This is a genomic window from Paraburkholderia sp. J10-1, assembly GCF_905220165.1.
In the GTDB taxonomy this organism is placed as follows: domain Bacteria; phylum Pseudomonadota; class Gammaproteobacteria; order Burkholderiales; family Burkholderiaceae; genus Paraburkholderia.
Genome location: NZ_CAJMYW010000005.1, coordinates 244,634 through 267,788 on the forward strand (window position 1 = coordinate 244,634; position 23,155 = coordinate 267,788).

Consider the following 23,155-nt stretch of genomic DNA (forward strand, 5'->3'; position numbering starts at 1 on the left):
AAAAGGCACGTTGCCGGGTGCGCCGCCGGCCGGTGGAGCGGGGCATTTTGCCATAAATGGCCGAGCGCTCAACCCGGGGGGTGTTAGAATTTCAGCCATGTTCCGCTGCCCACAGAAGACGTTGACGACCTCCCGCTTCTCCCCCGATTTGCCCCTTGCCCGGTTTCGCGCGCCTGTTGGCGTCACTCGGCGGTTCCCCGCTCTTGGGGCAATTTGTGCCGTCGCGTTGAGCCTTGGTGCGAGCGTTCCGGCCCTCGCGCAGGCGGTCGGGGTATCGGGGCCGCTACAGCAGCAAGGTGCGGCAGCAGCACCGGTCATGAAGCCAGCGGCTTTGGGCAACGCGCCGCTCGCAGCGTCTGATGGAGGGGGCGCTGGCACGTCGGCGTCGCAGCAGAGCGATTTCGATCAGCGGCAACAAGTGCTGGACCGTCGGAGTGCGGAGAACGACTATCAGTTTGCCGTCGCGCAGCACAACTGCTACAGCACGTTCTTCGTGAATCATTGCATCGGCAAGGCGCGCGACAAGATGCGTGTCGTGCAGGCCGATATCCGCCGCGAGCAACTGGCGCTCGACGACGAAAAACGCGCCGCGCATGCGCAGCAGCGCGACCAGCAGGCCGCATTGAAGCGCGCGCAAGACGAAGCCAACGCGCCGCAGCGCGCCGCCAACGAAGCGGCAAGCGCACAGGCCTACGAACAGAAGCAGCAGCAACACGCGCTCGATCAGGCGCAGCGCCAGGCCGAAGCGCCGCAGCGTGCGGCGAACGAGCAGGCGTATCAGGAAAAGCAGCGCCAACATGCGTTGGCTCAGGCGCAACGCCAGGGCGAGCAATCGCAGCGCGACGCGAACCAGGCGGCGTACGATCAGAAGCAGTACCAGAACCAACTGGACGAAGCGCGCCGCCAGGGCGAGCAGAAGGGCCAGGAGCGTGCGGAAAAGGCCCAGCGCTACCAGCAGAAGCAGGAAGACGCGGCGAAGCATAAGGCCGATGTCGAAGAGCGTCAAAAACAGGCGGCCGAGAAGGCGCAGCAAAAGCAGCAACAAGAACAACAGCAGCAGCAACAACAAAAGCAGCAGCAGGAAGAACAGCAGGACCAGTAGCACGAGTAGCACGCTTTTTCAGCCGGACTGCAACCTCAGGCGCGTTGTCCTTCGCAAGCGCGCGCCGCATATGTCGAGGAGGCGAGCATGCGCGAGCATCGTGAAGTCAAGACCGAGGTCCTTCGTGACCGCATTCTGCAGCTGGAATCGGAACATGGCGATCTGGACCGCCTGATAGACAGGATGTCCGATACCCCGGACTATGACGATCTCGAACTGCAGAGGCTGAAGAAGCGCAAGCTCAAGGTCAAGGACAACATCCTCCTGCTGCAACTGCAGCTGGACCCCGATTCAACGAAGACTTCGGACGGGCACGCCTGATCCCGGGTCCTGGCAGGCGCCGGGGCGCGGCAGTCGGCGAGTTGCGCCCTTCCGGACCGAGCAGGAACCGCTTGCCTTGAATTCAACGACCGTTTCTCGTTCCCGGCCCGCGCGCGAAGGCGGCGCGCCGGAGGCCGACGCGCGTGCGACGCAAACAGCCGCAGCCCCCGTGTTGAGCGCACGCCGTGCCGCCGAGCTCGAGCAGCTCTTCGCGGCCGACGGCTTGCTTGCGCGTGAGATCGACGGCTATCGCCCGCGCGCGGCGCAGATCGAAATGGCGCGCGCAGTTGCGGCCGCAATGGAAGCCGCCGCGCAATCCCAGCCGGACCCCGCAATGTTCGAACTCCAGTCGCGCCCCGCGCGGCGGCTCGAGCGTGGGGCGCCGGCACAGCCGGGCGCCGGGGAAGCGGCGAGCGCCGCCGCCGAGAACGGTGACAATACGCTCATCGTCGAAGCGGGCACCGGCACCGGCAAGACCTACGCGTACCTCGTGCCGGCCATGCTGTGGGGCGGCAAGGTGGTCGTCTCGACGGGCACGAAGCACTTGCAGGATCAGCTCTTCGCGCGCGACATCCCCACGGTGCGCGACGCGCTAGCGGTGCCTGTGAGCGTCGCCATGCTCAAGGGCCGCGCCAACTATCTGTGCCATTACTACCTGCAGCGCACGGCCGACAACGGCCGGCTCCCGTCGCGCCAGGAAACCGCGTATCTGCAGGAAATCGTGCGTTTCGCGAAGATCACGCGCTCGGGCGACAAGGCCGAACTCGCGAGCGTGCCCGAGACGGCTGCCGTGTGGTCGATGGTCACATCGACGCGCGACAACTGTCTTGGCCAGGAGTGTCCGCATTACAAGGACTGCTTCGTAATGCAGGCGCGCCGCGAGGCGCAGCAGGCCGATATCGTGGTGGTGAACCACCATCTGTTCTTCGCCGACATCATGCTGCGCGACACCGGCATGGCCGAACTGCTGCCGAGCGCGAATACGATCATCTTCGACGAAGCGCATCAACTGCCCGAAACGGCAACGCTCTTTTTCGGCGAAACCCTCTCGACTGCGCAGTTCCTCGAACTCGCGCGCGATTGCGTGGCCGAGGGTCTGAGTCATGCGCGCGACGCCGTCGAGTGGGTCAAGCTCGGCGCTGCGCTGGAGCGCGCGGCGCGCGACGTGCGGCTTGCGTTCAAGGAAGATTCGCTGCGGCTGTCGATCACGCAGTTGCCCGAAGACCATCCGCTCTTCGACGCGCTCGATGCGCTGCAGACCGAACTGGGCGCGCTTGCCACGGCGCTCGCGGGTCAGGCCGAACGCGCCGAATCGATCGGAGCCTGCTTGCGCCGCGCGCGCGAACTGCAAGGCATCCTTTCGGGCTGGACCGTACCGCAGAGCGGCGCCCCAGCGCACGAAACACGCAAGACCGATGCAAACGGCCAAGACGAAAACGCTCACGCTGCGGACGACGCGGACGAGAAAGTCCGCTGGGTCGAGGTGTTCTCGCACACGGTGCAGTTGCACGAAACCCCGCTTTCCGTGGCGCCGATTTTCGCGAAGCAACGCGCGGGCGTGCCGCGCACGTGGGTCTTCACATCGGCCACACTTTCGGTGCGCGGCGACTTCACGCACTACGCGGCGCAAATGGGTTTGAGCTCGCGCCGCTCGATGACGCTGCCAAGCCCGTTCGACTATCCCGCGCAAGGTCTGCTTTACGTGCCGCGCAATATGCCGCAGCCGTCGTCGCCGCAGTTCACCGACGCCGTGTTCGATGCGGCGTTGCCGGCGATCGAGGCGTCGGGCGGCGGTGTCTTCATGCTTTGCACGACGTTGCGCGCCGTCGACCGCATCGCGCAGAAGCTGCGCGACACGATCGAGGCGCGCGGCTGGAACACGCCGCTGCTCGTACAGGGCGACGCGAGCCGCACGGAGTTGCTCGAGCGTTTCCGCGCCTACGGCAATGCAATTCTCGTGGGCAGCCAAAGTTTCTGGGAAGGCGTGGACGTGCGCGGCGATGCGCTTTCGCTCGTGGTCATCGACAAGCTGCCGTTCGCGCCGCCCGACGATCCGGTATTGGCGGCACGGCTCGACGCGCTGGCGAAGAAAGGCCTGAGCCCGTTTGCGGTCCACCAGCTCCCGCAGGCGGTGATCACGCTCAAGCAGGGCGCGGGGCGGCTGATTCGCGCGGAAACCGACCGCGGCGTGTTGATGATTTGCGACACCCGTCTCGTCGACAAGCCGTACGGTCGACGTATCTGGCAAAGCCTGCCGCCGTTCAAGCGGACGCGGGAAATTGAGGTGGTGCAGGCGTTCTTCGAAGAGAAGAACGAGGAGGCAGGGGAGCAGGGCGGGGCACGTTAAGCCTCATGCGCACCGCATAACAAAAAAGCCACGAACGTGAGTTCGTGGCTTTTTCGCTTGCCCGCCGTATGTCTGAAGCGCGTTTGACGCAGGCAGCAGACCGTACGACGGTTCGCTGCGATGCCCGCCGGGACCGTGGTCTCCAGCGAGCGTCGCGCGAACGCAACTTACTGGCTTGCGCCCGAAGCAGCAGCCGGAGCCGAAGCGCCTGCGTCCGAAGCAGCAGCGCCAGCGTCCGAAGCAGCGGCGGTAGCCGAAGCAGCAGCGTCGCTCGCAGCAGCAGCAGCGCCCGAAGCAGCAGCAGCAGCGTCCGAAGCAGCAGCAGCCGGTGCCGAAGCAGCAGCAGCGTCGCTAGCCGGCGCAGCAGCTTGGTCGCTGCTCTTGTTGCACGCAGCGAGTGCAACAGCTGCCAGCAGGGATGCTACGAGGAGGGATTTCTTCATGATCACGTCCTTTTATGGTTAAAGGTAAGCAACAGCGCAAAATAATACCGGTAAATGTGCCCCAACACCGACCTGAGCCGCTGGTGGAGATGCACTGCAAGAGCGTGAATCTTCCCTACGGCCTGGCCGGAAATTATAGGCACTTTCGTATCGACCGTCGACAAATCCGGGGACAATACGTTGTCTTTCTCATACAAGCACTATTTTAGTACGGTATAACAGTCCGAAGCGCTTAGGCAAGCACCCCGGTCCGAATCCAGCCCGCACGATACCACTCGTGTAGCAACGCTGTCACACACGAATCGTGTGAGAGTGTTACAAAGCGTTTCCCGTCCATAGAGCGCCTGTCGGCCAGTGCAGGCAGCCACTTTCTTGCCTCTTTGAGCAAGTACTGTTCCCCGTTCAGGTAATACGACCGCGAATCGTAAAGCAGGATTGTCCTGCGGTCGAGTGTTATCCCATTTTTTGCCGCTTGCGCAACGAAACGGGCTTCGTCGAGCGGCTTTTCGGGGGCGTCGAATACGACATTGGCTTTCGGTTCGGACAGCCAGGAGCCTACGAACGAAGAGACATCGGCGTTGCTCCAGCGCACTTTAGCAAGCACGCCTCCAACACGCTCTACGAGTGCCGGGGGCAGCTGCGCGGGGTGCGCAACGGCCGGCTGGTCGGGGTCGCGATAGAGCGTGGGCTTGCCGTTGTCGTCGTTCGCGCCGCGCTCGGCGAGCCAGTATAGAAACTGGCTTGTCAATTCACTCGTGGAAGGAGAACGAAAGCCGATCGAGCACGTCATGCATTCGCCCTCGGCGACGCCGTCGTGCGCGATATGCGGCGGCAGGTACAGCATGTCGCCTGGCTCCAGCAGCCACTCTTCTTCAGGTTCGAAATTCGCGAGAATCTTGAGCGGCAAACCTTCCTGAAGAGAGAGGTCGCGCTGCGCGCCAATGCGCCAGCGGCGCTTGCCATGCACCTGCAGCAGGAAGACATCATACGAATCGAAGTGCGGGCCCACACCGCCGCCGTCCGACGCGTAAGAGATCATGAGGTCGTCGAGCCGCGCGTCGGGCGCGAAACGAAAGCGCTCGAGCAGGGCGCGCGCGCGGTCGTCGTGCAGGTCGGCACCTTGCACGAGCAGCGACCATTGGCGAGTCTTCGGCGTGGGCAGTTCGTCCGGCGAGAACGGACCGTGTTCGAGCGCCCAGCGGCGGCGAAAATGGGTGATGAGCCGCGACTCGACGTCGTCGCTGTCCGCAAGCGCGAAGAGTTCGTCGCGAGAGAGTGGCGCTTCGATCCCGGGAATCGCCTGGCGGATCAAGAGGGGCTTTTTCTGCCAGTATTTGCGCATGAACTGCGCCGGAGTCAGGCCGCCCAGGAGCGGCGTGGCAACATCGGGCGCGGGGCATGCCAGGGGGAGGGAGGCGCGCTGCTTGCGCGCGTCCACCGGGTGGTCTGGGGACCGCTTCGGCATCGTATAATGTGGTCTGTAATCTGGAGGAACGAATGAAAATTGCAAAGGACACCGTCGTGTCGGTCGCTTACAAGCTATCGGATGCGCAGGGCAATCTGATTGAGGAAAGCGACGAGCCGATGGTCTATCTGCACGGCGGCTATGATGGCACGTTCCCCAAGATCGAGGAAGTGCTGGACGGGCAGGAGCCGGGCTTCGAGACCCAGATCCAGCTTGAGCCGCAGGATGCCTTCGGCGAATACGATCCCGAGCTCGTGAAGATCGAGCCGCGCAACCGCTTTCCGGAGCCGCTCGAAGTGGGTATGCAGTTCGAAGGCACGCCCGAAGAAGGCGACGAAGACCTCGACGCGCTCATCTATACGGTCACGGACGTCGCCGAAGACAAGGTCGTGCTCGACGGCAATCACCCCCTGGCGGGCATGGCGCTGCGCTTCGCCCTGACGGTCAAGGAGGTGCGTGTCGCCACCGAAGACGAAATCGAACATGAGCACGCGCACGGCGCGGATGGCCTCGAAATCGTCGACGAAGACGAAGAAGACGACGGCGACGAAGGCGCCTCGAAACCCACCCTGCACTAATCGCCGATCAATGCGCGAAGCCGCCCGACGCCGGTGCGCCGGGTGGCTGCAACTGGCCGCCGCTATTCCCACCTTCCGGGCTGTTCTGCCCACTTGTACCATCTAGTCCATTCTGGCCACCCTGCGCGGGCCATACCGGCTTCGGCACGCCGTTTTCAGGCGCCGGCAAGCCTTGCGGCACGGCGGTTCCGGATGCGCCCGGCGCCACGTCGGGCGATTGCGGCATGCCCGGAATCTCGGTCACATCCGGCATCGACGACACTTCGGGCATTTCCGGCATCGCGGGCGACGCTACGCCTGGCAGATTCAACGACGGTGGTGTGGGCAGCATTGGCAGATGTTTCGGTACGTCGCGCACGCTCACGCGCAGAGGCGTACGGCGCGCCATGTCGGCGTCTACCTGCAGCCACTGCGTAAGTGGGTCGCGCAGCGAGAACGCGATGCGCGTGACGTTTTCTATCCTGGCGCCTTTGTCGTTACGCAGCGGCTGATCGATCGTGAAGCCGCGTGCGAGCTTCGAGTCGTCTGCATTCACGATGATGATCTGGCCGCGGAACGTTTCGGCGAGCTTCACGAGGCTGCGGCGCAACTCGAGATAGCCGTCGCGCGGCGCACGGTGAAAGCGCAGCCACGCGAAGCGATCCGGCCGCTCGTAATGCTCGGGCATCGCGTTGCCCTGCATGAAGATGACAATTGCGCGCGCGTTGCGGCGCTTCGCATATTCGGCCGCATGTTCGAGCCAGAAGCTGTTGGCGATCACGCGGTCTTCGAACTCGCCATTGCGCCCGCCTGCATTGAGATAGTGATTGTTCCCGTCGGGCACATTCAGCCCGATGAACACGGTATCGCCAAGTTGCCAGCGCACGTTTTCCCGATACGGCCGGAAGCGCGAAACTTCGCTCTCGCGCGTGAGCGTCAAGGGAGTCTGACCGAGCGCGTTAGGGTCGGAGAAGAAGTTCTGACGCAGGAAATCGAGTCGCTCTGCGGGATCGTAGGCACCCGAGCCGTTCATGCCGCAGGTCACCCAGTCGCGTTCGCCGGGCACGAACACGAGCGGCGCGCGTGACGCATCGAGAATGTCGTGACGACGCTCATAAAGATGGTCGGCACAGGTTTCGTGTGCACCTTTGAGATTGCCGTCGTAGACGGTGAAGGTGATTCCCGGATCGCGCCCGATGGCGTCGATGAGTCGCTGCGCCGACGCTTCCTCGGACTGCGAGGTGAGTGCGTTCGCCACGACCGCGAAGGCATAGCGCGGCGCTTGTGCGAGCGCCGCGAGCGGCGAACCCAGCAACGACGCCAGCATCAACGCGCATGACACACGGCGCATAATTTTCAGATAGCGCGAACGGGGGCTGCCGCGGCCCGCCGGTTGCGGTGGCCGCGGCGGCGTCGCGAGGCGACGCTCAGCGCTTCGTGTCCGGCGCCGTGGCCAGCTCATGCAGTTCGTACAACAGGTCGAGCGCGTCGCGCGGGCGCAATTCGTTCGGATCGAGTGCGCGCAGCCGCTGTGCGACGAGCGACGCGCCCAGATCTTCCTCTGCGGCCGGCGCAGCGCGATCTTCCACGAACGGTGCTTCGTCGTCGTAGTCGGCGGCGGGCGCGGCGAACAGGTCGAGTTGCGGCGTGGGCTGTCCTGCCGATTGCTGCTCCAGATGCACGAGATGTTTGCGCGCCGCGCGGATCACGGCGGCGGGCACACCCGCGAGCTGCGCGACCTGCAGGCCGTAGCTCTGGTTCGCCGGCCCTTCCTGCACCGCATGCAGGAAGACGATGCCGTGACCGTGTTCGACGGCTGAAAGATGCACGTTCGCCGCTTGAGCAAATTCCGTCGGCAGTTGCGTGAGCTCGAAGTAGTGCGTGGCGAAGAGCGTGTGGCAACCGTTGTGCGCGAGCAGATGCCGCGCAATGGCCCACGCGAGTGCGAGGCCGTCGAACGTCGACGTGCCGCGCCCGATCTCGTCCATCAGCACGAGGCTTTGCGGCGTGGCGTCGTTGAGAATGGCGGCGGCTTCGGTCATTTCGACCATGAAGGTCGAGCGGCCGCCCGCGAGGTCGTCGGCGGCGCCGATGCGCGTGAAGATGCGGTCGATCGGCCCGAAGCTTGCGCGCTTCGCCGGCACGTAGCTGCCCACGTAGGCGAGCAGGGCGATAAGCGCGGTCTGCCGCATGAAGGTCGATTTACCGCCCATGTTCGGGCCGGTGATGAGCAGCAGCTTGCGCTCGGCAGAAAGCAGGCAGTCGTTGGCGATGAACTGCTCGACCTGTGCTTCGACCACGGGATGCCGGCCTTGCTCGATCTCGATGCCGGGGGCTTCCGTGAACGTGGGCGCATTCCAGTCGAGCGCGCGGGCGCGTTCGGCGAAGGCGGCCAGCAGGTCGAGTTCGGCGAGCGCGGCGGCCACGCGCTGGCAATCAGGAATGAACGGCAGCAGCGATTGCAGCAGCGCGTCGTAGAGCGCCTTCTCGCGCGAAAGCGCGCGTTCCTGCGCCGAGAGCGCCTTATCCTCGAACGTCTTGAGTTCAGGCGTGATGTAGCGCTCGGCGTTCTTGAGCGTTTGACGACGGCGATAGTCGTCGGGAACCTTGTCGGTCTGGCCACGCGTGACTTCGATATAGAAGCCATGCACCTTGTTGTACTCGACGCGCAGATTGCCGATGCCGGTGCGCGTGCGCTCGCGCGTTTCGAGGTCGAGCAGGAACTGGCCGCAGTTCTCGGAGATGTCGCGCAGTTCGTCGAGGTCCGCGTCGTAGCCGCGCGCGATCACGCCGCCGTCGCGCACCATGGCGGCCGGCTCGGGCGCGACTGCGCGCAGCAGCAGCGCCGCGCATTCTGCTGGCGGTTCGAGCGCCTCGGCGATGTGCGCAAGCGACGTGGCCGCGCCGCTTGCGGCTGCAACCTGTTCGCGCAGCGCGGGCAACGCCGCGAAGGTGTCGCGCAGGCTCGACAGGTCGCGGGGGCGCGCGGAAAGCAGCGCGAGCCGCCCCGTGATGCGCTCGACGTCGGCGATCTGGCGCAGCGCGCCGCGCAGCGTATCGACGCTCGCTTGCGGTGGCGCCTCCAGCAGCGCGCCGATGGCCTGCTGGCGCATTTGCGCAATCGCAGCCTGGCGCGGCGGGTGATGGAGCCAGTGACGCAGCAAGCGGCTGCCCATGGCCGTGCTGCACGTGTCGAGCAGCGAGCAGAGCGTGGGCGATTCGGTGCCGCGCAACGTTTCAGTGAGTTCGAGGTTGCGGCGCGTGGCCGGATCGAGCCCGATGTATTCCGATTCGGCTTCGACTTTCAGGCTGCGCACGTGGCGCAGTTGCTGGCCCTGCGTGGCCGCCGCATAGAGCAGCAGCGCGCCCGCCGCGCCGCACGCGCTCGTGAGCGTTTGCGCGCCGAAGCCGTCGAGGCTCGCCACGTCGAGCTGGTCGCACAGGCGCTGCTTGCCCGAGCCGACGTCGAAGTGCCAGGCGGGCACGCGCGTGAGCGCGCCCGATCCGGCGGGCGGCGCCCAGGCGGACGTTTCCGCCGGCATTTCCGCGACGAGGATTTCCGCCGGCCGAATACGCTCGAACGCCGTGGCGACCTGTTCCGGCGCGACTTCCGCGAGGCGCAGCGCGCCGCTGGCGAGATTGAGCCACGCGAGCCCGACATTGACGGTCACGCCGCGGCGGTTGTGGCCGGGGCAAACGGCCATCAGGTAGACGTCGTTCTTGTCGGAAAGGAGCGCTGCGTCTGTCAGCGTGCCGGGCGTCACCACGCGCACGACCTTGCGCTCGACCGGGCCCTTCGACGTGGCCGGGTCGCCGATCTGCTCGCAGATCGCGACCGACTCGCCCAGCTTCACGAGCTTTGCGAGATATTGCTCGACCGCGTGATGCGGCACGCCCGCCATCTTGATCGGATTGCCCGCCGACGCGCCGCGCTGCGTGAGCGTGAGGTCGAGCAGGCGCGCGGCTTTCTCGGCGTCTTCGAAGAAGAGCTCGTAGAAGTCGCCCATGCGGTAGAACACGAGCGTACCCGGATGATCGGCCTTGATGCGCAGGTACTGCTGCATCATGGGAGTGTGTTGCGCGGTGTCGGCTGCGCCTGCGGTGTGTGTAGCCATCCTCGGTGTCTTGCTAGGGGTTCAGGGCGTGAGTTTAACGCGCGCCGATTGCATGTAAAGCCAGCCTTTCGGCTAACGCCATCCGATCATTCGTCGACCAGCGCCTGCAGGTCCACGGTGCGCGCGTTTGCCGCACTGTGCCGCATGGCGAGCCAGATCATCGTGGAAACGAACACGCCGAACACGACGATGATCCACTGCACGGGTACCTTCGCGGTGAGCAGCAGCGCATACGCGCCGAGCATGAGCAGCACCGCGAGATTCTGGTTGAAATTCTGCACCGCGATCGAGTGGCCCGCCGAAAGCAGGGTCGCGCCGCGATGCTGGAGCAGGGCGTTCATCGGCACGATGAAAAAACCGGCGAGCACGCCGAGCAGCACCATCAGCGGATACGCGAAAAGCAGATAGAAGGGCACGATGAACGTGCCGAAGCGCACGCCCACGCCTTGCGGAAACAGGCCCTTGCTGTAGAACGCCATGCCGATCGCCACTGCGCCGCACAGCACGCCCACGGGCAGCACGCGCAACGAGGCGCGCAGCGACACCCATGCGGCTGCCGCGCCCGCGCCCAGCGCAATGCCGAGTCCCGTCACGCCCTGCATCACGGCGGCTTTCGAGAGCGAGAGTCCGAGATTCGCGTCGGCCCATTTGAGGACGAGCAATTGCAGCGTGACCGCCGCGCCCCACATCAGGGTCGTGACCCAGAGTGCGATTTGCGCGAGCTTGTCGGTCCAGAGCACATTGAAACTATGCGTGAAATCGCCCATGAGCCGCGCCGGCTCCCTGAGCCGGTTTTCATAGCGGGCAAGCGTGTCGGGAATGCCGATGTTGATGATCGCGGCGCACACATACGTGATCATCACGGCGAGCATCGCGAGGTGGGCGGCCGAATGGATGAGCGGTAGCGGATGGCGCGTGACGAAACGATCGGCGTACGTCGAAACGAGCGCGCCGCCCATCATCGTGCCAATGATGGTGGATAGCACCGTGGCCGATTCGAGCCATGCATTGGCGGCGATGAGTTTTTCGGCCGGCAGCAATTCCGTCAGGATTCCGTACTTTGCTGGCGAGTACGCGGCGGCGCCGAAGCCGACCACGCCATACGCGAGCATGGGATGCACGCCTGCGATCATCAGCAGGCAACCGCCCGCCTTGAGCGCGTTCGAGACGAACATCACGTGGCGCTTTTGCAGGGCGTCGGCGAACGCGCCGACGAAAGGCGCGAGCAGCACGTAAGAGATCGTGAAGAAGATCTGCAGGAGCGGCGTCACCCAGGCGGGCGAAGCAATCACTGTGAGCAGCGCGATCGCCGCGATGAGGAGTGCGTTGTCGGCAAGCGACGACACGAACTGCGCGGCGATGATCGTGTAGAAGCCTTTTTTCATCGGATGCGTGCGTGGCCCTCTTGCGGCAGGGCGACCGGCGAAACAAAAAAGCGGCCGAAGCCGCTCGCTGCGCATGGGTGGGCCAGGGCTGACCTGGCGCGCGCGTTGCACGCGTCGCGGTGGAACAAGGCGTGCACCGCGACGCGCATGGACGATCAGGCCGCCTTCGTGACGCGCGTGTACTTCGAGAGGATCGGCACCATTTGCGCGTAGATCTTCGGGTTGCCCGCGACGACTTCGCCCACGTGCAGGAAGTCCGAGTCGCCCGTGTAGTTGCCGATCAGACCGCCGGCTTCCGTCACGAGCAGGCCGCCCGCGGCGACGTCCCACGGATTGAGACCCTGCTCGAAGAAGCCGTCCATGCGGCCGGCGGCGACGTTGGCCAGATCGAGCGCTGCCGCGCCCGGGCGGCGCAGGCCCGCGCACGCGTTGGTCATTTCGGCGAACAGTTCGCAGTAGCTGTCGAGGCCGTCCTTTTCGCGGAACGGGAAGCCGGTGCCGATCAGACCGTCGGCGAGACGGTCGCGGCGGCCCACACGGATGCGGCGGTCGTTCAGGAACGCGCCGCGGCCGCGCGAGGCGGTGAAGAGATCGTTGCGAGTCGGGTCATAGACCACGGCCTGCGTGACAATGCCCTTGTGCGCGAGCGCGATCGAGACGCAGTAGTACTGGAAGCCGTGGATGAAGTTGGTGGTGCCGTCGAGCGGATCGATGATCCACTGGTACTCGGACTCGTTGTCCGATTCGCCCGATTCCTCGGCGAGGATGGCGTGGTCGGGGTAGGCCGTCTTGAGCGTTTCGATGATGGCGGCTTCGGCCGCCTTGTCGACTTCCGTGACGAAATCGTTATGCTGCTTCTTCGCGACCTGCACGAGGTCGAGGTCGAGCGACGCGCGGTTGATGATCTGTCCGGCGCGGCGCGCGGCCTTGACAGCGATGTTGAGCATGGGATGCATGAGCCAGGATCCTTGTTGTCCGGCGCTCGCGCGAAAGCTCGCTGCGTGCCGGTGGTGCAAAAGATAAAAGCGTCTAACGATTGGACAGGGCGCGGGTCACGAATCGGACCTGCGGAACCTGTCCCGTCAACGGAGACGAATTGGATAAGAGCGGTGCGCGGCGGCGCGGTTTGCCAGAAAGTGGCCAGCAATGTGCCGAGCGTCTGGCGGGCAACCACACGGCTGCACGATTCGCCCGACGCGCGCGAAACCGCCATTTTACCCGAGTATCGGCATTTCTATGGCTTCTCCCGGGCAGGATATCGGGATTTCTATGGATATGACGTTCGGCCGGTCTGCGCGCCGGCGCAAACGCGATGGCGGGCGGCCTGGCGCGCCACGATCCGCGTGAGCGGCCCTCGCCGCGGCGCGAGGCGCGCTAACATAGATATTTCAATCTCCCTTTCGCAGTTAGAGAACCATCTTGGCGCACCCCGATTCACCTGATTCCCACGCACCGGCGCCGGCTTTCGGCGACGCCCACGAGCCGCTGCGCGGCGGCTTCACGTCCACCCGCTTCGTGCTCGTCGAGCCGAGCCATCCCGGCAATGTCGGCGCGGCGGCGCGCGCGCTGAAGACCATGGGATTCTCGCGCCTCGTGCTGGTGGCGCCGCGCGTGCCGCAGGTCCACTGCGACCCGGAGGCCGTCGCGATGGCGAGCGGGGCGGACGACGTGCTCGCGGCCGCCCACATCGTGCCGACGCTCGCCGACGCGCTGGCGGGCGTGCAATGGTCGCTCGCGCTCACTGCGCGCACGCGCGAGTACGGGCCGCCGCCCGCCGCGCCGCGCCGGGCGGTGCAGGACGCTTGCCGTCAGGTGGCGCACGGCGGCGACATCGCGCTCGTGTTCGGCAATGAGCGCACGGGCCTCTCGAACGACGATGTCGAGCGCTGCAGCGCGCTTGCGCACATCCCGGCCAACCCCGCCTATAGCTCGCTCAATCTTGCCCAGGCGGTCCAGGTGCTCTCCTACGAACTGCGCCTCGCGTATCTCGGCGAGAGCGCGCCTGCCGCGGCGTTGCCGGCGGCTGGCGGAGCGGGCGGGACTTCCCAGCTTTCGGCTGGATCGCCGCTTGCGACGAGCGACGACATCGAGCGCATGTATGTGCACCTCGAGAACGCGCTCATCGCGCTCGACTTTCTCGACCCCGCCAATCCGAAGAAGCTGATGTCGCGACTACGGCGGCTCTTTGCCCGCTCGGGGCTCGAGCGCGAGGAGGTCAATATCGTGCGCGGCATCGCCAAGCACATTCTCATGCTCAAGGGCAAAGGCGAGAACCGTTGATGCGCCGGGCCGGCGCGACGTGCGCGCCGGCGTCCGACCTTGCCGCTGTCGGGGACTTCCGACCGCAAATCGGCTTTGCGCCTACAATCGGCTGAAAACCGGCGAAGAATTCATAAGCAAATGCGCGTGGCTGCAATAGCCGCTGCGCCGCTTCGCGCGCACGCTGCGGTGGCGTGCGGCCGCCATTCCCCCTGTTTCACACGTTTTTTTTGCGTGACTGCCATGTTCAAGAGACTTCGCGAAGACATTGCCACGATCCGCGAGCGCGATCCCGCCGCGCGCAGTGCGTGGGAGGTCCTGACCTGTTATCCGGGTCTGCATGCGCTCGTGCTCCATCGTTTCGCGCATGCGTGCTGGCGCGCGCGGCGCCGCTGGCTCGCGCGTTACGTTTCGCAGATCGCACGTTTTCTTACCGGCATCGAAATCCATCCGGGCGCGACCATCGGCAGGCGTGTGTTCATCGACCACGGCATGGGCGTCGTGATCGGCGAGACGGCCGAGGTCGGCGACGACTGCACGATCTATCAGGGCGTGACGCTCGGCGGCACGTCGCTCACGCGTGGCGCCAAGCGCCATCCGACATTGGGTGCGGGCGTGATCGTCGGTGCGGGCGCGAAGGTGCTCGGCGGCTTCACGGTGGGTGCCGGGGCGAAGATCGGCTCGAACGCCGTCGTCGTGAAGCCGGTGCCGGACGGCGCGACGGCGGTGGGCAACCCCGCGCGCGTCGTCGCGCCGGCGAAGACTGCGTCGGTGCAGGCCAAGCCGGCTTCGGCGCGCGAGGGCTTCTGCGCTTACGGCATCACGCCCAATGCGGACGACCCGGTTTCGCTCGCGATCCACGGCCTGATCGACCACGCAGCCACGCAGGCGCAGCGTGTCGATGCCATCGTCGTTGCGCTCGAGCGCCTCGGCACGCGTCTCGAGGCGCTGCACGGCGCCGATGCGGCGCTCGCTGAATTGCGGCGTCTGTCGGAGGGGCTGGAATGTGGCGGTCCGCAGGCCGTTGCGGCGGCCAGCGAAGAAGAGAAAGCGCCCGTGCGCGTTTGACGCGCGGCGCGACCAGGGTGCTAGAAGCGGCACACCTCGGTTTCAGTCCAGCGGCAAGACCCTGAACCCTTCGGCGTCCACGCGCAGATAGCCGCCGCGTGGCTTGCCGTGATCGAGATCCCAGTCGGGCAAGACCCAACGCGTGCCGCCGGGCTCCTGGTGGCGTGCCGGCCTGTGCGTGTGACCGTGCACGATGGTGTTCGCACGCGCGCGCTTGAAGAGCGCCGCCACGCCTTTTGCGGTGACGTCGTACTTCGGCAGGCGCGGCCCGCTGCGCTTGCTTTCGCTCGCGTAGCGCGCGCGCTCGGCAATCGCACGCCGCCAGCGAAACGGCCATGCGAGAAACAGCAGTTGCACGAGTCGGTTGCGCGCGAGCTTGCGAAAGATCTGATAGCCGTGATCGTCGGTGCACATCGCATCGCCGTGCGCGAGTGCGAGACGCGTGCCGAACGCGGTGATCGCGATGGGGTCGGGCAGCCAGATCGCGCCCGCGGCTTTCATGAAGCGCTTGCCCATCAGAAAGTCGCGGTTGCCGTGCATGATGTAGAGCGCGATGCCGCGCTCGGAGAGCGTATGCATGAGCGCAGCCATGCGCGCGGGGAACGGATCGCTGAGCATGTCGTCACCGATCCAGTATTCGAAGAGGTCGCCGAGTATGAACACCGAGTCGGCCTGATCGGCCGTGACCCGGATAAAGCGCTCGAACGCGGCGACCGTACGCGGAATCCCTTCATTCAGATGGACATCGGAAATGAACAGGAACGGGCGAGCCGCGTGCGGGCGCTTGCCCTCGCCGGGCACGCCCGCGGCAGCGTGTCGTAAAGCCTTTTCCTGCAGCATCGATGAAGGGTGTGCGTGAGAGTGGGTTGAAGCTTATTCGACGACGACAGCCTTTTCGATCACGACGTCGTCGACCGGCACGTCCTGATGGAAGCCCTTCGAGCCCGTCTTGACCTTCTTGATCTTGTCGACCACTTCGAGGCCTTCCACGACCTTGCCGAACACGGCGTAGCCCCAGCCTTGCGGCGTCGGCGACGAGTGGTTCAGGAAGTCGTTGTCGGCCACGTTGATGAAGAACTGTGCCGATGCCGAGTGCGGGTCGTTGGTGCGCGCCATGGCGATCGAGCCGCGTTCGTTCTTCAGGCCGTTGTTCGCTTCGTTTTCGATCGGCGCTTCGGTCGGCTTTTGCTTCATGCCGGCGTCGAAGCCGCCGCCCTGGATCATGAACCCGTCGATGACGCGGTGGAACACCGTGCCGTCATAGTGGCCGTTCTTCACGTAGTTGAGGAAGTTGGCGACCGTCTTCGGGGCCTTCTCGGCGTTCAGTTCGAGCTTGATGACGCCGTGGTTCGTGTGCAGTTCGACCATGATGGGATCCTTTGCCTGTGGCTGGGGGAGTGAACGTCGCTGCGTCGGCAAGAGGCGGGGCGTGTTGCCCAACGCGTGTGCCGGCGCCGCGACGTGCGACGGGTGAGGGCGGCGTTGCCGCCCGGTTAGTCGATGATGACCTGGCGTGTTGCCGGCGCTTTACTTGCCGACGACGGTCGCCGATTCGATCACGATTTCCTTTTGCGGCACGTCGGCCATCGGGCCGCGCGAGGTGGTGGGCGCCGCTTCGATCTTCTTCACGACGTCCATGCCCTGCGTGACCTTGCCGAACACGGCATAGCCGTTGCCGTCCGGGTTCGGATAGTCGAGGCCGGCGTTGTCGACCGTGTTGATGAAGAACTGCGCGGTGGCCGAATTCGGGTCGCTCGTGCGCGCCATCGCGATCGTGCCCGTGAGGTTCTTCAGGCCGTTCTTGCTTTCGAGCGCGACCGGCGCGCGCGTGGGCTTCTCGACGAAGCTTTGCGTGTAGCCGCCGCCCTGGATCATGAAGCCGCGAATCACGCGATGAAAGATCGTGCCGTTGTACTGGCCAGCCTTCACGTACTGCAGGAAATTGTCGACGGTCTTCGGCGCTTTCTCCGGATAGAGTTCGACGCGAATGTCGCCTTCACTGGTCTTGAAGAGCACTTGCGGATGCGCGGCGGCCGGCTGGCCGTTTTGCGCAAAGGCGGGTGCGTTCGCGATCAGGGCGGCGCTGCCGAGCGCCAACATCAACCATTTCATGAGTATCCTCGGAAGTGCGGGAAAAACGTGTTGCGGCGCGCGAGGTGCTGCGCGCCACGTGTTAGTTCGACGGCGCCACGAAAGGCGGCATCGCCAGCGACCCCGTCGAGCCGCCGAACTGGTACGCGGGATTGGTGAACGCGGGCACGAGCGCCGTCGGGCTTGCGCCCGACGCGGCTTCTGGCGCTGCCGCAGCGGCGTTCGCTTTCTTCGCAGCGGGCGGCGGCGAGATGATCTTCGCGATGTCGGCGAGGCGTTGCGACGTCGCGCCGCTCGTGTGACCGAGCGTTTGCGCGCGTCGGTATGACGCATCGGCCAGACGCAGGTACAGGTCGCCGAGATTTTCCCACGCGAGACTATACGAAGGGTTCGCCTTCACCGCCGTTTCGAGTGCGACGCGCGCCTCCTCGTAGCGGCCATGCTTGGCATAAAGCGCCGCGAGATTGTTGTAAGGCTCGGGCAGTTCGGGGTAGAGCTGCGTAAGTTCGGTGAACGCCTCGATCGCGTCGTCGTCGCGGTTCAGGCGCGCGAGAATGGTCGCGCGCTTGAACTTCGCCTGCACGTCGCGCGGGTTCGTCTTGATGCGTTCGTCGAGCTGGCGCAGCGCGCCAGCCCAGTCCTGCTGGCTGATCGCTGCGTCGGCGCCTGGTGTGGCGTCGGACGTCGCCGGGGGCGCGGCATGCGCGATGCTCACGCTGCACAGCACGATCGCGACGCTCGAGAGAGCCGACGCGGCAAGGGTCGCAGCGCGGGGCGCGCGGCCGCTGGAAGGTTTCATAGGGTGAGGTCGCGGTGTTATACTCCGAGCCATTCTAACAAAAGGTCTGTGCGTTTTCGTCGCGCGCTTTGTCCCTCGCCCGTTTGTTCGCGTTATGTTTGCATTACGGGCGCTTGCGCGAGTCGCCGGGCTTTCCAACGCCACTCGTGGTCGTCTCCGCTGAGCATAGCAACCTGTTTGCAGTCCGGACGCCGACAGACAGCAGCCTGAGTCATGCGGGCATCACCCGCTGGCTGCGGTCGGCGCCGCCGCGGATTTCTTTCGACCCACGTATCCATCGCCTTTATGGAATCACTGCGCATCTACAACACGCTCGCGCGTGACAAGCAAATTTTCGTGCCACTCGAGCCCGGCGTCGTGCGTATGTACGTCTGCGGGATGACGGTGTACGACTATTGTCACATCGGGCATGCGCGCGTGATGGTGGTGTTCGATATCGTACAGCGCTGGTTGCGCGCGCTCGGTTACAACGTGACCTACGTGCGCAACATTACCGATATCGATGACAAGATCATTCGTCGCGCGGTGGAAAACGGCGAGACGATCAAGCAGCTCACCGACCGTTTCATCGCAGCGCTTCACGAAGACGCGGACGCGCTCGGCATCGAGCGTCCCGACCATGAGCCGCGCGCGACGCAGTACATCCCGCAGATGCTCGACATGATCGGCAAGCTCGAGCGCAACGGTTACGCGTACCAGGGTGCGGACGGCGACGTGAACTACGCCGTGCGCAAGTTCGCGAACTATGGCGCGCTCTCGGGCAAGTCGATCGAGGACCTGCGCGCGGGCGAACGTGTGGCGACGAACGATGCCAAGCAGGATCCGCTTGACTTCGTCCTGTGGAAACAGGCAAAACCGCAAGAGCCGGCCGACACGAGCTGGGACTCGAAGTACGGGCGCGGCCGTCCGGGCTGGCATATCGAATGCTCGGCCATGGGCTGCACGCTGCTTGGCGAGCACTTTGACATTCATGGCGGTGGCCAGGACCTGCAGTTTCCGCACCACGAGAACGAGATTGCACAGAGCGAAGGCGCGACCGGCAAGACGTTCGTCAATACGTGGATGCATAACGGCTTCGTGAATATCGACAACGAGAAGATGTCGAAGTCGCTCGGCAACTTCTTCACGATCCGCGAAGTGCTGGCGAAGTACGATGCAGAAGTGGTGCGCTTCTTCATGGCGCGCGCGCATTACCGCTCGCCGCTGAATTACAGCGACGTGCATCTCGACGACGCGCGCAACGCGCTCACGCGTCTTTACACGGCGTTGAAGGACGTGACGCCCGACGCCGGTGAGCTCGACTGGAATGAGCCGTACGCACAGCGTTTTCGTGCGGCAATGAACGACGACTTCAACACGCCGGTGGCGATCGCCGTGCTGTTCGAACTCGCGAGCGAGGTGAATCGTACGCGCGACGCCGTGCTCGCGCGTCAGCTGCAGCGCCTCGCACGCGTGATCGGGCTGCTCGTGCGCGAGCCGCGCGTGTATCTGCAACAGGCTGCGGGCGCAGAAGAGGCGGGCGCGCTCGACGTGGCAGCGGTCGAAGCGAAGATCGCGGCGCGCACGGCGGCCAAGCAGGCGAAGCAGTATGCGGAGGCGGACCGGATTCGGGCCGAACTGCTCGAAGCCGGTGTCGCGCTCGAAGACAAACCGGGCGGATTGACCGAGTGGCGCCGCGTGTAAGCGGGCTGTCCAGTTTCCACTGATCGATTCGCGAGGCAGGAGGCAGGATGGCAACGGCCACGAAGACGCAGACCAGGCGGTCTGCGTCGCTAACGGGCGGAACTGCGGGCGCACCCGCAGGTGCAAAGCGCGCGCTCAATGGCGCGGGCGGCAAGGCAGCGACAAAGCCGGCTACCAAGGCGGCGCGTGGTAAGGCAAACGGCGCGTCCACATCGCACGAGGCGCTCGACGGCGCGGCGATCGAGGCCGCGCTCTCCAATGGTCCGGCGGTGCTCGAAGCCGTGGAGCCGGCGGCGAATGCGCTCGGCGATCTCGAATTCGAAGTGCAGCGTCCCGACTATTGGGACAAGGCCTGCGCGGACCTCGTCAAGCGCGACCGTATTCTCAAGAAGCTGATTCCGAAGTTCGGCCCAGTGCATTTGCTGAGCCGCGACGATCCGTTCGTCACGCTCGCGCGTTCGGTGGTCGGCCAGCAGATTTCGACGGCGGCGGCGCAAGCGCTCTGGCAGCGTGTGGAAGCCGCGTGTCCGAAGCTCGTGCCGCAACAGTTCCTGAAACTCGGTCACGAAAAGCTCGCCGCGTGCGGGCTCTCGAAACGCAAGACGGAATACATTCTCGATCTCGCGCAGCATTTCGTCTCGGGCGCGCTGCATGTCGGCAAGTGGACGTCGATGGACGACGAGGACGTGATCGCGGAGCTCACGGCAATTCGCGGCATTGGCCGCTGGACCGCCGAGATGTTCCTGATCTTCAATCTCGCGCGCCCGAACGTGCTGCCGCTCGACGATCTCGGTCTGATCCGCGCGATCAGCGTCAACTATTTCAGTGGCGAGCCGGTCACGCGCAGCGAAGCGCGCGAAGTCGCGGCCAACTGGGAGCCGTGGCGTACTGTCGCGACGTGGTACATGTGGCGCAGCCTCGAGCCGTCGTGAGGCTTGAGTCAGCCGTTAATTTTTAAGAAAAATCCTATCGATCGAAGAAATCGATAGTTCTGAGCCGATTTCGGCGCGGGCTGGCGCGGTTAGAATACGCGCTGCCGCAAAGTGAAGGATTCCCACACATGAAGACCACGTTTCTGGATTTCGAACAGCCGATCGCTGAACTGGAAGCGAAGATCGAAGAACTGCGCTTCGTTCAGGACGATTCGGCCGTCGATATTTCGGAAGAAATCGAGCGGCTGTCGAAGAAGAGCCAGCAGCTCACGAAGGACCTCTATGCGAACCTGAGCCCGTGGCAGGTTTCGCAGATCGCGCGTCATCCGCAGCGTCCGTACACGCTCGATTACGTGCACGAGCTTTTCACCGATTTTCACGAACTCCATGGCGACCGCTCGTTCGCGGACGACCTTTCTGTCGTTGGCGGCCTCGCGCGCTTCAATGGTCAGGCCTGCATGGTGATCGGTCATCAGAAGGGCCGTGACACGAAGGAGCGTGCCGCGCGCAACTTCGGCATGCCGCGCCCGGAAGGCTATCGCAAGGCCGAACGCCTCATGCGCCTCGCCGAGAAGTTCGGTCTGCCCATCTTCACGTTCGTCGACACGCCGGGCGCATACCCGGGCATCGGCGCGGAAGAGCGTGGCCAGTCGGAAGCGATCGGCCGCAATCTCTACGTGATGGCCGAACTCAAGACGCCGATCATCACGACGATCATCGGTGAAGGCGGATCCGGCGGCGCGCTCGCCGTCGCGGTTGCCGACACGGTCATGATGCTGCAATTCTCGACCTACTCGGTGATCTCGCCGGAAGGCTGCGCATCGATTCTCTGGAAGAGCGCTGCGAAGGCGCCGGAAGCCGCGGAAGCGCTGGGCCTCACGGCGCACCGCCTGAAGGCGCTGGGTCTCATCGACAAGATCGTGAACGAGCCGCTCGGCGGCGCGCATCGCGACCCGAAGGGCATGGCTGCGCTGCTGCGCCGCGCGCTTGCCGACTCACTGCGCCAGTTCCAGGGCATGAGCATCGCCGACCTGAAAGAGCGCCGTTTCGAGCGCCTGATGGCCTACGGCAAGTACAAGGAAACGACGCCGGGCGCGTAAGGCGCGCGACGTCAACGCTCTATTACGTCTGCGGTCGTGCTGTGACCGACCATCCCGAATCCGACGCCGGGCGCATCATTCTCGATGCGCTCGGCGTTGTGCTTTCCGCGCTTCCCAACGACGCACGCATCGCGATCGCGTATAGCGGCGGGCTCGACTCGTCGGTGCTGCTCGATGCCGCAGTGCGCGCGGCCGGCGCTGCGCGTCTGATTGCGCTGCATGTGCATCACGGACTGAGCCCGAACGCCGACGCATGGCTCGCCCATTGCGAGGCGAGCGCGCGCGGCCACGGCGTGGCGTTCGACGCACGGCGTGTGGAGCTGGCGCGCGACGACGCGGGCGGCGTCGAGGCGGCCGCCCGCGATGCCCGCTATCGCGCGCTCGACGCGATGTGCGCGGTGCATGGTGTCGAGGTGCTCTGGCTCGCGCAGCATGCGGACGATCAGGCGGAAACAGTGCTGCTGCAGTTGCTGCGCGGCGCGGGACTCGCGGGGCTCGCGGCGATGGCGCCTGCGCGCGCGAGCGGCAATGGCGCGGTGCGCATGCGGCCATTGCTCGCTCTGTTGCGCACGCAACTGGAGCGCTATGCGCGCGCGCATGGCGTGCAGTGGATCGAGGACGAGTCGAACGACGACACGCGTTACGCACGCAACGCCTTGCGCCACGACGTGATGCCGGCGCTCTCGGCCCATTTCCCCGGCTATCGCGACGCGCTCGCGCGCACGGCGGCGCATGCGGCTGCTTCGCAGCGTCTGCTCGACGATCTGGCGCGGATCGATTTGCGCGACGTTGGACTCGATGATGCAAGTGCGCTTTCACACACCGCGCTGGTCGCGCTCGACGACCCGCGCGCGCTCAATGTGCTGCGCTACTGGATGCGCTCGCTTGGCCTGTCGGCGGCATCGGCGGCGCGGCTGGCCGACATGTTGCGGCAGTTGCGCGAGGTTGCGCGCGACGACCTGAACGCTCACGCATTGCGCGTCGATCACGCCGGACACCGCTTGCGCGCGTATCGCGGCATCGTCACGTGGCAAGCCGCAGCCGTACGCGAAGAACGCGCAGGCGAGGGCGCCACGCATTCGCGTGCGCCTGTGTCGTTGAAGTGGCGCGGCGAGGAAATCTGGCGTCTGCCATCGTGGCGCGGCACCTACGTTTTTGCGCCTGCCGCGCCCGACGACCCCGACGCCGTCCCAGAGCATGTGCTCGCGAGCGCTCCGCTCGTCGCGCGCGAGCGTAGCGGCGGCGAGCGTTTGCGCGACGAGGCTGCGAACGTGAGCCGCACGCTCAAGAATCTGTTCCAGACGCGTGGCGTGCCCGCATGGGAGCGCGACGTGCCGCTGCTCTTCACGGGAGAGACGCTGCTGTTCGTGCCCCGTATCGGCGTCAACCGGTCGGCGTTCGGTGCGGCGCCAGGCGAGCCGGGCGTGGCCTGGCGTCGCATCGAATGGCGCGAAGATTTACTGATCGCCTGAATTCACGCGCGCGGTC

20 protein-coding genes are annotated in these 23,155 nt (G+C 65.2%); 10 read left to right on the plus strand and 10 right to left on the minus strand.

Going from position 1 to position 23,155, the window contains the following annotated elements:
- Nucleotides 1-97 precede the first annotated feature (97 nt).
- From U5A65_RS18515 to U5A65_RS18525, 3 genes are all read left to right on the plus strand, one after another.
- Nucleotides 98-1,102, plus strand: a complete 1,005-nt coding sequence (locus U5A65_RS18515) for a colicin transporter (protein WP_415765207.1) — start codon at nucleotides 98-100, stop codon at nucleotides 1,100-1,102.
- An 87-nt stretch (nucleotides 1,103-1,189) separates the two neighbouring features.
- A complete protein-coding gene (locus U5A65_RS18520; protein ID WP_028204122.1) occupies nucleotides 1,190-1,423 on the plus strand; it encodes a DUF465 domain-containing protein in 234 nt (77 codons plus the stop codon).
- A gap of 76 nt (nucleotides 1,424-1,499) precedes the next feature.
- Complete coding sequence (locus tag U5A65_RS18525; protein WP_321946945.1) at nucleotides 1,500-3,770, plus strand: ATP-dependent DNA helicase; 2,271 nt, start codon at nucleotides 1,500-1,502, stop codon at nucleotides 3,768-3,770.
- A 167-nt stretch (nucleotides 3,771-3,937) separates the two neighbouring features.
- On the opposite strand, the gene U5A65_RS18530 is transcribed toward U5A65_RS18525, so the two are convergent.
- Nucleotides 3,938-4,213, minus strand: coding sequence for a hypothetical protein (locus U5A65_RS18530; RefSeq protein WP_112172866.1), 276 nt, complete (start codon nucleotides 4,211-4,213; stop codon nucleotides 3,938-3,940).
- A gap of 232 nt (nucleotides 4,214-4,445) precedes the next feature.
- Nucleotides 4,446-5,678, minus strand: coding sequence for a cupin domain-containing protein (locus tag U5A65_RS18535; protein WP_321908890.1), 1,233 nt, complete (start codon nucleotides 5,676-5,678; stop codon nucleotides 4,446-4,448).
- A 32-nt stretch (nucleotides 5,679-5,710) separates the two neighbouring features.
- Between U5A65_RS18535 and U5A65_RS18540 the strand changes: the two genes are divergently transcribed.
- Entirely contained in the window at nucleotides 5,711-6,256 is a 546-nt protein-coding gene (locus U5A65_RS18540; protein WP_321908888.1) for a peptidylprolyl isomerase, read from the plus strand.
- 7 nt (nucleotides 6,257-6,263) lie between these two features.
- Here U5A65_RS18540 and U5A65_RS18545 read toward each other — a convergent pair whose 3' ends face one another.
- From U5A65_RS18545 to U5A65_RS18560, 4 genes are all read right to left on the minus strand, one after another.
- Nucleotides 6,264-7,562, minus strand: a complete 1,299-nt coding sequence (locus U5A65_RS18545; RefSeq protein ID WP_321946946.1) for a hypothetical protein — start codon at nucleotides 7,560-7,562, stop codon at nucleotides 6,264-6,266.
- 100 nt (nucleotides 7,563-7,662) lie between these two features.
- The gene (gene mutS / locus U5A65_RS18550) at nucleotides 7,663-10,350 is read right to left on the minus strand and encodes a DNA mismatch repair protein MutS (protein ID WP_321908885.1); all 2,688 of its coding nucleotides are present in this window, start codon (nucleotides 10,348-10,350) and stop codon (nucleotides 7,663-7,665) included.
- An 86-nt stretch (nucleotides 10,351-10,436) separates the two neighbouring features.
- Nucleotides 10,437-11,735 (minus strand): lysophospholipid transporter LplT, encoded by a 1,299-nt coding sequence (gene lplT, locus U5A65_RS18555; protein ID WP_321946947.1) that lies wholly within the window; start codon nucleotides 11,733-11,735, stop codon nucleotides 10,437-10,439.
- 155 nt (nucleotides 11,736-11,890) lie between these two features.
- Complete coding sequence (locus U5A65_RS18560; RefSeq protein ID WP_321934887.1) at nucleotides 11,891-12,691, minus strand: inositol monophosphatase family protein; 801 nt, start codon at nucleotides 12,689-12,691, stop codon at nucleotides 11,891-11,893.
- Between the two features lie 529 nt (nucleotides 12,692-13,220).
- Between U5A65_RS18560 and U5A65_RS18565 the strand changes: the two genes are divergently transcribed.
- Together U5A65_RS18565 and cysE are read left to right on the plus strand one after the other, a co-directional pair.
- Nucleotides 13,221-14,015 carry an RNA methyltransferase gene (locus tag U5A65_RS18565; protein WP_321909203.1) on the plus strand — a complete coding sequence of 265 codons (795 nt, stop codon included), beginning with the start codon at nucleotides 13,221-13,223 and terminating at the stop codon, nucleotides 14,013-14,015.
- Nucleotides 14,016-14,237: 222 nt separating this feature from the next.
- Entirely contained in the window at nucleotides 14,238-15,062 is an 825-nt protein-coding gene (gene cysE / locus U5A65_RS18570; RefSeq protein ID WP_321946948.1) for a serine O-acetyltransferase, read from the plus strand.
- Between the two features lie 42 nt (nucleotides 15,063-15,104).
- On the opposite strand, the gene U5A65_RS18575 is transcribed toward cysE, so the two are convergent.
- The 4 genes from U5A65_RS18575 to U5A65_RS18590 form a co-directional block, all read right to left on the minus strand.
- Nucleotides 15,105-15,902: a UDP-2,3-diacylglucosamine diphosphatase gene (locus U5A65_RS18575; protein ID WP_321908880.1), complete on the minus strand. Its 798-nt coding sequence runs from the start codon at nucleotides 15,900-15,902 to the stop codon at nucleotides 15,105-15,107.
- A gap of 33 nt (nucleotides 15,903-15,935) precedes the next feature.
- Entirely contained in the window at nucleotides 15,936-16,430 is a 495-nt protein-coding gene (locus tag U5A65_RS18580; RefSeq protein ID WP_321908879.1) for a peptidylprolyl isomerase, read from the minus strand.
- Nucleotides 16,431-16,589: 159 nt separating this feature from the next.
- Nucleotides 16,590-17,174, minus strand: a complete 585-nt coding sequence (locus U5A65_RS18585) for a peptidylprolyl isomerase (protein WP_158757625.1) — start codon at nucleotides 17,172-17,174, stop codon at nucleotides 16,590-16,592.
- Between the two features lie 61 nt (nucleotides 17,175-17,235).
- Nucleotides 17,236-17,952, minus strand: coding sequence for a tetratricopeptide repeat protein (locus U5A65_RS18590; RefSeq protein WP_321908878.1), 717 nt, complete (start codon nucleotides 17,950-17,952; stop codon nucleotides 17,236-17,238).
- Between the two features lie 285 nt (nucleotides 17,953-18,237).
- On the opposite strand from U5A65_RS18590, the gene cysS reads away from it, so the two are divergent.
- From cysS to tilS, 4 genes are all read left to right on the plus strand, one after another.
- On the plus strand, nucleotides 18,238-19,635 hold the full coding sequence (cysS, locus tag U5A65_RS18595; RefSeq protein ID WP_321934883.1) for a cysteine--tRNA ligase: 1,398 nt from the start codon (nucleotides 18,238-18,240) through the stop codon (nucleotides 19,633-19,635).
- 47 nt (nucleotides 19,636-19,682) lie between these two features.
- A complete protein-coding gene (locus U5A65_RS18600) occupies nucleotides 19,683-20,567 on the plus strand; it encodes a DNA-3-methyladenine glycosylase (protein WP_321908874.1) in 885 nt (294 codons plus the stop codon).
- A gap of 128 nt (nucleotides 20,568-20,695) precedes the next feature.
- Entirely contained in the window at nucleotides 20,696-21,667 is a 972-nt protein-coding gene (locus U5A65_RS18605) for an acetyl-CoA carboxylase carboxyltransferase subunit alpha (protein ID WP_158757629.1), read from the plus strand.
- A 41-nt stretch (nucleotides 21,668-21,708) separates the two neighbouring features.
- Nucleotides 21,709-23,139, plus strand: a complete 1,431-nt coding sequence (gene tilS, locus U5A65_RS18610; RefSeq protein WP_321946949.1) for a tRNA lysidine(34) synthetase TilS — start codon at nucleotides 21,709-21,711, stop codon at nucleotides 23,137-23,139.
- Nucleotides 23,140-23,155 lie beyond the last annotated feature (16 nt).